This is a genomic window from Acinetobacter sp. V2 (assembly GCF_001188385.1).
GTDB classification, from domain to species: domain Bacteria; phylum Pseudomonadota; class Gammaproteobacteria; order Pseudomonadales; family Moraxellaceae; genus Acinetobacter; species Acinetobacter oleivorans.
Genome location: NZ_JZFB01000010.1, coordinates 55284 through 66304, shown reverse-complemented (window position 1 = coordinate 66304; position 11021 = coordinate 55284). Strand labels below are relative to the sequence as shown.

10 protein-coding genes are annotated in these 11021 nt (G+C 32.2%); 1 reads left to right on the top strand and 9 read right to left on the bottom strand.

What is annotated here, in order from left to right; genetic code table 11:
* The 4 genes from UC75_RS18040 to UC75_RS18025 all read right to left on the bottom strand — a co-directional run.
* Positions 1 to 627: TolC family protein (locus UC75_RS18040; protein ID WP_164837888.1), on the bottom strand; the 627-nt coding region annotated here is incomplete at its 3' end.
* Between the two features lie 614 nt (positions 628 to 1241).
* Entirely contained in the window at positions 1242 to 2000 is a 759-nt protein-coding gene (locus tag UC75_RS18035) for a sulfite exporter TauE/SafE family protein (protein ID WP_049838379.1), read from the bottom strand.
* 169 nt (positions 2001 to 2169) lie between these two features.
* Positions 2170 to 3252 carry a cell division protein ZapE gene (gene zapE, locus UC75_RS18030; protein WP_049838378.1) on the bottom strand — a complete coding sequence of 361 codons (1083 nt, stop codon included), beginning with the start codon at positions 3250 to 3252 and terminating at the stop codon, positions 2170 to 2172.
* A gap of 101 nt (positions 3253 to 3353) precedes the next feature.
* Positions 3354 to 3953 (bottom strand): TetR/AcrR family transcriptional regulator, encoded by a 600-nt coding sequence (locus UC75_RS18025; protein WP_049838377.1) that lies wholly within the window; start codon positions 3951 to 3953, stop codon positions 3354 to 3356.
* A gap of 121 nt (positions 3954 to 4074) precedes the next feature.
* Here UC75_RS18025 and UC75_RS18020 point away from each other — a divergent pair, with 121 nt between their 5' ends.
* On the top strand, positions 4075 to 4404 hold the full coding sequence (locus UC75_RS18020) for a darcynin family protein (protein WP_002050365.1): 330 nt from the start codon (positions 4075 to 4077) through the stop codon (positions 4402 to 4404).
* A 136-nt stretch (positions 4405 to 4540) separates the two neighbouring features.
* Here the strand turns inward: UC75_RS18020 and UC75_RS18015 are convergent, their stop codons facing one another.
* The 5 genes from UC75_RS18015 to UC75_RS17995 form a co-directional block, all read right to left on the bottom strand.
* A complete protein-coding gene (locus tag UC75_RS18015) occupies positions 4541 to 5371 on the bottom strand; it encodes a hypothetical protein (protein WP_049838376.1) in 831 nt (276 codons plus the stop codon).
* A 36-nt stretch (positions 5372 to 5407) separates the two neighbouring features.
* On the bottom strand, positions 5408 to 5758 hold the full coding sequence (locus UC75_RS18010) for a hypothetical protein (RefSeq protein ID WP_049838375.1): 351 nt from the start codon (positions 5756 to 5758) through the stop codon (positions 5408 to 5410).
* Positions 5759 to 5919: 161 nt separating this feature from the next.
* Positions 5920 to 9162, bottom strand: coding sequence for an RNA-directed DNA polymerase (locus UC75_RS18005; RefSeq protein ID WP_049838374.1), 3243 nt, complete (start codon positions 9160 to 9162; stop codon positions 5920 to 5922).
* 243 nt (positions 9163 to 9405) lie between these two features.
* On the bottom strand, positions 9406 to 9963 hold the full coding sequence (locus UC75_RS18000; protein ID WP_049838373.1) for a TetR/AcrR family transcriptional regulator: 558 nt from the start codon (positions 9961 to 9963) through the stop codon (positions 9406 to 9408).
* A 692-nt stretch (positions 9964 to 10655) separates the two neighbouring features.
* On the bottom strand, positions 10656 to 11021 hold a 366-nt coding region (locus tag UC75_RS17995), incomplete at its 5' end, for a flavin reductase family protein (protein ID WP_228137490.1).

Below are 11021 nucleotides of genomic sequence, written 5' to 3'. Positions count from 1 at the left end.
CTGCGCAACATCAAGTGCAATATCATCAATGCTGACCAGAACATTGGCCTGCTCGACTTGTACTTTGGCACGCTGAACCGACACACCTGATTTGACTTTGCCAAAATCAAAAAGCATTTGAGTCGCGGATAACGTGAGTAATTGTCTTCCCCGTTCACCACTACTCAAGTCACCTGTAGTGATACCACCAGAAAGCTGTGGATAATAACCAGCCTTGGCATAATCAATACCAGCATTTTGGCTCGCTAAAGTTGAAATAGCTTGAGAAATATTAGGGTTTCGTTGAACTGCATATTGAATTGCATCAATTAAACTGACTTGATTGTTCCACATGGCAGTGGAAGTCGGTAAATAGTTCCCATCATTTCCTAGCCGTTGAAATTGGTTTTGATCGAACCCTAAATTACTTAATTTCTGGAAATCGACAGATCGGTAGCTTTCATCTGGCGTGGGCTTAAAGAGTTGAGAAACTTTTTTTGTTAAGCTTTTTCCCGAGTTAACAGGCGCGGTCTCTGCCTTTGTGATTGATATTGATACACTAGAAGCAATACAAAAATATAAAAAAAACTTCGTACCTGATTTGATTATAAGTTGTAAATCATTGTGGGGAAGAGGCAATTTACTCATTAGAAGATCTAATCTCTTGAAATATTTTAAAACAATCAAAAACTCATTTAAAATTATTAAATCCCATATCTTAAATAAATAATTTTTAGAATAATTTTCTTTGAAAAAAAATAAAGCGAAAAATGATTATTTTTCAACAATAGCAACTAACCACTTAATTTTATTATAATTTAAATTATTAAAATAGATTTAAAACATATAAATTTAAAACCTACCAAAACGATAAAACTCAACAACCTGAACAAAATTTTTAAATAAAAAAAACCTACCCCTTGGGGAAGTGGTAGGCTATAAACTCTAAAAAATCATATTATTAAAGATATATTATTTATTTAAAATCATCAATAATGATTAATTTAAATAAAATTAAAACATATGATTAAAAACATATAGAATTAATAAAAATCTTCTCTATCTCTTTTATAAAAAGAATACTTATCTTGCAAAAAAAGGTGTCAATAGCAGCCCTTTTTCATATATGTATTCATAAAATGATGATCTTTAAGTCAGAAAGAAATATCCAAATACGGCCTTTTCAACTCGATGCTGCATTAAAAAATAGAATAAAATTATTAATATCTAAATCAATTTTTTAAGCACTACTAATAATGAATCTATATTGTTAAAGCATATTTAACAATAATCGAGACTCCAGATAACAGTACAATGACATTAATAATCTTCAAGAATTGTTGTTTAGACAATTTGAGTGTAATTCGCTTGCCAATGAATGCACCTATCAACATTGATGGAATAAACAGAAGCGCAAGTGAAAATAAGTTATCCGAAAAGTACACACCCGCTGTAGTAAATAAAATGACTCGAAAAACCGTACTGCACCCAATTAATGTAGTTTGAGTGACACGGATTTTTTCTGGGGTTTCGATTCTTCCATTGAGATAAATCGCATATAAAAACCCACCGCTACCAAACATGGCTCCTAAGAAACCACCAGATAACCCAAAAGGGAAAACAAATTTTTTCTCTAGTTTTTTCTGTGGCTTAAAGCCGCTTAATGAGTAAATCGCATATAAAAGCGTAAATATGCCAAATGCTAGAAGTGCGTAACTTGCATTAACTCTCATCAGCACTATAAAGCCAAGAAAACTACCGACAAACATAAGTGGGATTAGAAATTTTAATTCAGAAAAGTCTGCCTTCTTACCATCTTTAATGACATTTGAAATGGCAGCGAACATATCTAGTAACGCTAAAAGTGGAATAATTTGAGAGAGAGGTAAAAAGTTAAGTAATACAGGGCTCGCAATTAACGCAGTTCCAAAACCCACCATTCCAAAAATAATATAAGAAAAAACTATTGTTATTAACATTATTGAAAGTTGCAGCACTGAAAAATATTCTAAAAGATACATTTAAAATTCCATTTTGATTTTTAACCAAGTCAAACTACACGAAAATATAAATTATCACATGAATATTAGACAATTTGATCAAACATTAAAATATTTAATACTCTTTGTTTTTATTATTTCTTTGTTATAAAAATTTCGCTGTAAAATAAATTTCATTATAAAATGAAATTCAAGCAAGCTCCTGAAGTTCCTTGTTATAACTTATGCTTTGCATTTCCTGTAATCGTGAATAAGTTCTTTGAAATTCAAATTTAAGTCTCTCACCTTTATATAATTGATTTAATGGCTGTGAGGCAACAAAGTATAGTTTGATTTTTTGATCATAAAGCTCATCAATCAAATAAATAAAACGTCTCACGCTATCGTAAATTCTATCTGTTAGATCACCAATTCCACTGATTAGAACATAGTCATATTGGGTAGCGATCTCAATATAATCAGCTGGGCTTCTGGCTTCTCGACAAATGGCTTCAAAGTCGAACCAAATCACGTTCTTATGACAAGATTTAACATCTATTGATCTATGATTGATTATGATGCTCGTCTTGAGTTCTTTCTGGTTATTGGTAAGTTGCTGGTAAACTGAATGAAGCCATTGTTCTGACTCTTCATTTAATGGAAATCTATAGAAATCGTCATTGGAGTTGCTTTCTTTTATGGTTCTATAATCTAGTTGATTACCGATCTTCAAAACTGTGCAATTCTTATTGATATGATCTATTGTCTCTAAAAATCTATCGCGATTTAAGCCATCTTTATAAAGATCTTTCGGATCAATATTCGAGGTAGCAACCAATATCACTTTCTTTGAAAAAAGCAGATTAAATAGATTTGAAAGTATCATTGCGTCGGCAACATTTGAAACAAAAAACTCATCGAAGCAAATCAGTTTATAGTTGCTTGCGATGTCATTAGCGATCAGCGTTAAAGGATCTTTATTTCCCCGATAGCCAATAAGTTGTTTGTGAACATCTTTCAGGAAATGATGAAAATGCACTCTCATTTTCTTTTTAAAATTAAGGGAGTTATAGAATAAGTCCATAATCCATGTCTTACCTGTTCCTACACTCCCCCACATATATAGGCCTTTAATCTGGGGACTAAAGAAATGATTAGATTGGGTTTCAAGTTTATTCCAAATCACATCCAATGTTTCAATAGCTTGTCGCTGAGATGGATCTGCAAGAACAACGCCATTATCAATCATGGAATTGTATATCTCGATTGGACTCTGACCCTCATGCTTAAGCATCTTCATTCCCTACGGTAGTCAAGATTGTTGTTGAGTGCTTAATCATAATATCATTGATTATTAAAATTGCTGGGGTGAATATTCGGTCATTATTCTGATATTTAAGTCAAATCCAAATAACCAAATACAGCCTTTTCAACTCGCTGTTGTAAATGATTTAAATCACTTTCCCCTGCTATGCCTGCCGCGTTAATCATTCCTTTGCTTAAAGCAATTACATCTTGTGCGGCTGTCTGTGCATGTGAAATACCTGAGCGTATAAACAGATCAGAAATTATGGTTTCAATTTCGTATTGATGCTCATTTTCCTCAGTGTCTTTTCCAATAATTTCAGAAGCAAACTCTAGTGTTCGTGCTAACTGCGGACGGCTCAATTGATGTTGCACAGCAGCGTGTATGATGAGTTTTAGCTTTTCTTTTAAACCTGCGGCATCATTTTGCTCTATGACTTCAACAATATGATTTGAAAGCGCAGTCCGCTCACGTCGAATTAACTCGACAATTAAGGCATCTTTAGATGGAAAGTACTGATATAGGCTACCAATGCTTACCCCAGCAAGTTCAGCCACGGCATTTGTGTTAAATCCAGCAAAGCCTAAAGACTCCAAAATGCGAGCAGCGGCCTCTAAAATAGTTTCAAATGTGGCCGCTGAGCGTGCTTGACGCGGGCGTTTGCGTGGGTCTGGAAGAGTTTCTGACATGGGCCGAAATGCGAGTATTTAATGTGAGTAATCGCTCATATACTGACTGAGTCATATTGATATGACAAGCAAATGCTGTCTTTTCAGTTGAACTACAACTCGGCTCAGTCATGGAGTGGTTATGTCTAGAACCTATACTTTTTTTATTCACTTAAGAGCTTTGCCTGCTTGGCTGGCTTTAGCTCGTGAAAAGCGTGCTGAGTTTAGTGCACAGAAGCTTGAACCTATTTTTGAGAAGTACCCGACTGTAAAAGTTCGTTGGTATGACGTTGAAGCATTTAGCACTAAAGCGAGTGATATTGCTGTGTTTGAGACGACATCTCTGCAAGATTATTATTTTGTGATTGATGCAATTCGAGACTCTGAATTTTGTACAGTACCCTACTTTGAGTTTGTAGAGATTATTCCTGCAATTGAAGATGGGTATGTGGAGTATGAGAGTTCTTTATAGAAGTTGTGGCCAATCTATTAGATTAATGACTAGTAAATACTCTAGTCATTAATCTAATTCCTTAATAATTATAATTGGAAAATAACTAGTTAACCAAATAATAATATATGAAGAAAACAATTTTAATATTACACCTTCAATTCTCACAATCATAATCATTTAAATGCTTCTCTAAAGCTTTATTTAATTGATTAGCCCAGATTATATTCCTAATCCAGAAATAAATATTTAGAATAAATGGTACACTCATGAACCAAGCGACAGGTTGCCAAAAATACTTTGTTTTTGACCCCCAAAATTTTGCACTCACACTATAAGCTTGGAAAAATCTTGAGATTTCTTCTTTTTCAGATTCTAAGAAATCTAAATTCCACCATTGCCCCCATCTATATACATCACTTTCTTTTTCTTTAATAATCTTATCTAGATTATCTATTGGATGTAGAATATCTTTCCACCTCCCTCTAATATCTACAATATTATTATTACTATCAAATATTTCTTTTATTTCAACCGAGACACTACTATAAGGCTCATATATTCTATTACCTTTAATTTCTATACTTCTAAGTGGAATACTTGGTAAAGCTATAATACAAGGTGTAGTAGATACATCATAAACCTCTACAACAGACTGATATTTTAAACTCTCTAAAGAAGCAGTAACACAAAAAGTTATTTTACTATAAGATAGATTATCCTTTGCTCTTACACGAAGAGTACAATTAGCCTGTTTTTTCTTAAGATATATTTCACTCCAATTTATATTATAATCTATAACTCCCCCTAAACTATGAGGAAACATTCTTTTCATATCAAAATACAAACTGTAAAATGTTGAAATTTCATATGCATTTAAATACAAAAATTTACTAACTATATCAATAGGTTTTCTAAAGAAAGGCCCTAATATGAAAGTTATTATTTTTACTAGAAAACTTGTTACATAAGTTATAGGTTCTACCATATTATTTCCACCAAAATAAATAATGTATAAGATAAACTAAACTGATACTAAAATAGTGATAAAAGTAAAAATAATAAAACCAGAAAAACTTAGAGATGAAAAAATATAAAATTTAGTAGAGAATTTTCCAATACTTAGAATACTCATCATTCTTTTCAAATAAAGCTCATAAATCATATAATAGAAAAAGAAAAGTACAATTAGTGAAATAACTACAGTGAAGCTATAACTCATGAACAATGGTATAAAATCAGGAAGTTTACTGTAGGATTTAAATAAATGTTTACCAACTAATACAAAGACAACAATTAATGTAAAATTCGCAAGAACCGCATCTAAAAAAAGTTTTAAAAACTCTTTTTTAAAATCTAAATTATCAGTATTCATATAATTTCTAACTTATGGATGTAATGTAGATATTATTAAAAAAAGTTACTATCAAACTCAACAACCAAATAACACTGGACGACAAAACATGTCGCCCAATAAAATTAAATTTGAAATATCAAAAACATTAAATAAGATTAATCAAAATGAACCATTAAGCTCTACTTTTTTGGTGGTGATAATTTACGAGTTTTGGATATCACAAAACCTTCTGGTAGAGGCTTAAATTTATCACCATCTTGAGTCCATCTTTTTGCTCGACTCTGAAAAGCTCTTAATTCATTAATATCAAGAATAGCTGCTACAACAAAATCATTTTCTCCACCTCTGACTCGTGCTAAATCACGATTGAAAGATTGTTTAGCAGGTACTCGAATTCGACTATCTCCATATTTTCTATTGTTAACAAGAATTGTGTAAGCATGAACATCAAGAGCTGCAGATTCTATTAATGTAGAGAATGTTTCTAAATCTTGGTTCCAACTAAGTACTGAAAGAGCATCAACTTTTCCTTGGAAACTTATTCTTGATTTGCTATTTTGCAATTCAGAACAAACCATAATTCCAAAATGAAAATTATTATGTATATATATTGGTTTTTTTAAAACTTTTAATTGACCTTTTTTATTCTTATATTTTGTTCTAGTAAAATCCCAAGATTTGCCATATATACTTATCAACTCTTTATCTTCGCCCACTGCAGGTTCAAGTTTAGGTTGCCAAATTTTAGAAAATGTATAATACCCTAACCGGTTATCAGATAATATTAATAAAGCTTCGCTAATTAGCTTATCATTTGCAGTATGTCTATATTCTGTTCCAGCAATAATACTTATTCCAGCATTACAAAGCCTAGATGCAATACTATCAACCCACTCTAAAGGAATAGATAACTCGGGGAAAAATACATAATCTGGTCTAGGTTTTAATCGTAAAATATCATTTACTAAATCAGCAATTCTTTGATATCGCTCTAAACTTAAGTTAGGTTTATTAACCGCTGAATAAGCCCAATCTTGCTCAGATGTTTTTAAATTGGTTAACGCAACTATTACTTGATTTTTACTATCAGTACCTATCCGCAAAGATCTAGAACAATTTACTTTATCACTATTATCATTTTCAGTTGCCAATAATGTGGGTTTTATCCATATTCCACGCACTGCTTGGCAATATCTTGCCCATATCTTAGTTGGTTTTATTTTACAAAATTTTTTATTATTTTTGGGCAGGCCCACGCATTCTGGTGCCAGTTCAGAAATCTCTGCAGGTGAATAAGGTCTAGTAGGAAATAAATATGGTAAAAAAAGCTCAAAATTATATTTATCCTCATCCTTTATTTTCTTAAACCTTTCCTTAAATGATGATTTCAGAAAATCTCTTAAAAACTGAGAAAAAACTAAATCAGATTTTTGAAATTCGTCAAAAAGTTCTTCATTTGCCACTCTATGATTTATATCAATTAACTTATCACATATATCTAATTTTAAAATTTGCTTATAAGGATTTTTACCTAAGTCAGATTTTACCACTAATAAAGCTTTTTCTTTAAAATTAGTAATACTTAAATCAGTATTTAAAAAGTCACTAATTGAATCGATACTACCAAATAAACCACGGAAGAAGATCTCTTCCAAACTTTTTTGCTTTGGTACTTCCTCTCCAAAAAGAGCATTTGGATCGTAATATTTAGTGGCAGCATCTATAAAAAGGACTGTCAGTGAATATTTGATTTCTTGCCAAATTTCTTCATGAAGAATACATTTAGCTCCATTAATTTCGCCATACGGACCTGATCTATCTTGATTGAAAATTTCAGCTTTAAGAATATCTAATGAGTTATAAGATCTTAATACAATTAATTCTGCTTGATGCCATTCATTTAAACTGATAGCAAAACCAAGTAATCGCGGTAAATAAGTAAAATGCTCAAAAATACTATCCGGCCTTAGAATATGATTATGAGCAAATTGATAAAACTCATTTCTTTGTTTTTGCCACACTTTGGGAGGTAAATCTCTTGCAAGTGTCTCAACATGTCTTAATTGTAAAGCCCAACTTAATCTTCTTATAGTTAATCCATCAGCACGGCGTAATGTATCTGCATTTTCGCCCACACTTCCAGCAGCAGAAAGCACTTTAGCAGCTGTAGACTGATCTAACTGATCAGGAGATGGCATTAAACGATGTTCGCTTGAAAGCTCATAAATATCTTTTTCAATACTATCTAATAAATCTAGCCCTAATTGACCATCTAAAAGAAATAGCTTCTGTTTGTCAGCTTGTAATTGAATTGAAGTTTTATCTTCTAAGGAATTAGGTAAATTAATATACCATTTTTTAGAATCATTATTATCTTGGGTCAGAACATCACCACCAATTCTCTCTCGTAAAAACTCCATTAATTGATCACTATTTTCTATATTTCCAGTATCTTTTAATACTAAAAACATATCATCCACATAACGACCATAATGAATAGGAGTAACTTTTTCTTTAATTAATTTATCCCAACGGTGTAAAATCATATTAGAAATAATTCTACTGGCAGTTAATCCTATCGCCAAACCACCCGGTATTTCACATTCAAATGAAATATTTTTAGAGTATTCAACTGCACCATTCCCCCATTTTTCTAAAAAAATAGCTAATTGCTTAGTAAATAAAAGTTCATGATGATTAAGTATAAGATTAAAAGATTCATGTAATTTATTTGAAACAATAATTTTAGGATCAATATAGTGATAATAACTCTTTAAATCTAAAGAGACAGCTATAACACTTCTATCTTTTTCCAACTCATCACGAATTGCGTTTAACCCATCATTTCGCCACTTTTGATATGGTTGAAAATATGGTGAAAAAGACCCTATTGCGCTAAGATGAAAAGGCTTTCTAGTATCTAAAGTAAAATCTTCATTATTTTTAATACGTTTTAGTCTTGCCGCGTAACAAGATTCACCTAGTCTTTCATCAAATTGCTCTCCAATCATATTTATCCATAAGGCAGATATAAGATGAGTCTCTACTGGGAAGTCTCCAATAAGGCGAAATGAAGGTTCTACTACATTTTCACTAAAAAGTTTATTTAAATTTTTTTTGTGATCAGAAAAATGTATATGTCCTGCATAGCCTTCTATATTTTTTCTATCTATCAATAACTTTTTAGGAACTACTCGATAATTTCCTAATAACTTACTATTCTCAATAAACCCATTTTCATTCCGTAATTTTTTTAAAAAACTTTTAAGATTAGTCAATAAATTTTGCTCATATTCGGCAAATTTTACTGCTGTGGGGAAAGTATTCTCAAAAAAACAATCAGCTTTGGCCTTTCTATAAGCCACCAATAAATCTTCAATTTTAAGATTTTCCCACCCTGTAAAATTTGCTTTATATGTCATGTCTTTCCCCACAAATTATATTTTTATTATTATTCAATATGACAATAACGATCTCAAGTTAATTATTAATCTAAAGTTTAATACCTTATTCTTTTACCCTTTCAAAAATTTTAGATAATTTCTTAATTTCAGGAACTGTCTTTAGATCTAAATTACTCAATCATTAATAATAAACTTTAAATTGTAAAATATATAAGGCAATAAAATTCTCATAACTTCATATTTACAAGTACAATCTATCTCTTATGTACTCCCCCTCCCCCAAAACCACTCCAAGACCACATCCCGTTCATCCAAACTGTTAGAACTCAAAACCTGTAGCATCAAGCCATCAATTAGGTTTAAAACCATGTTGGCATCGGGATTAAATGCATTGGTTTCCAGACTAAAGACCAAATCAAAAAGCTCTCGAAGTAGCCATTTTCGATATTCAACGGCCATGCGGTAAGCCGTTGGATAAAGCTGTTTTATTTCAAAAATGGCTTTAAACAAAAGGTGGTAAAGGCTATTCACATCAACATGTAAACGCACAATTTCTTTGAGTTTATCGACTGCGGTTGAGTAGCGGTGTGAGTAGACAATTGCCAGCACTTCTTCTTTCAGTCGGCTTTTTTGAAAGCTTATGCAGGTTTCAACCAGCTTTTCTTTTGAGTGGAAGTAATTATAAAGCGTGGCTTTTGGAATTTTAGTTTCTTTAGCAATCAGGTCTACGCCCGTGTTGTGAAAGCCATAGAGATTAAATAGGTCTATTGCACTATGAATAACTTTTAATTTTTTTGAAGCCGTTTCTAAAGTTGGCATAGTTTTACCATTATAAAAATAAGTTGTTATGTCTGGCTGAGATAAAAAGCCTGTGCCTTTTTGGGAGAAAAAAAGGCACAGCAAAGCCGTAAGACGGTGCTTGGCACATCTCAAGTTTTATTGTTGATATAAGTTTTTAGTCGTGACGAGCTAAAGCTTTAAAACGTATTTTCAATTAAACAGTTTTAAAGATGAGCTAAAGGATATCGGAATAAAAGGCTTGGCAATGGTTGCCAATAAAATAGAAATGTTGCGCATGAGCGACTCCTTAGGTAAAAGAAGTCCTACCGCATTACTGTCAAATAATGGTGGTAGAACGAAAGAGGGTTGACAGACTGAACCTAAGAATCAGCACACCCGAGGGTGTCCCCCTTCCGTCCTACCGCAACAAAAAAAGGGGGACGAACGAGTCTACATTAAAAAAACAAGTTTTTTCAATGTACTTAGGTTCTGGCCTGTCAAAGCCAGCTGGCAATGTAGGCCAGCACGCAAAGCATAATTCGAGAGTTAATAGGTGTCAATGTAGCTTTTATGACAAGTATTTAAATTTATTATTATTTTTCATTAGATTAACTTAATTATTATTTTAGATATTATATTTAATTATATTTTTAAATTAAGTGAAGCAATCCATGCTTATTCATTTCTATCTTTTAACTTTTTAATGTGCGAGTGCACAGCGGAAAGTCGGATTAGACAATCTCAGTCTGCCCCACTTGGTGATAAGCACGATTAAAATAAACTAAGCTTTGGTCATGCTGGCTTTGTTTAATCGCAACAATCGGACAAATAAGAATAGTGTGTGTGCCTACTTGTTGAATTTGCTCAATCTCACAATCGAAACTGACCAAAGCATCATCCAACACAGGTGAACCTGTTTCTAACTCAATCCATTCGCCATGTTTAAAGCGTTCTTCTGGCGTGAGCTTAGATGAAAATGCTTTTGAAATATGTTCGTGGTGTGCGCCTAAAACATTCACAGTTAAGATTTTGTTATCTAGGAAATGTGCATGTGAACTCGCAGATTGGTTCATACAGACCAATAATGTCGGAGGTGT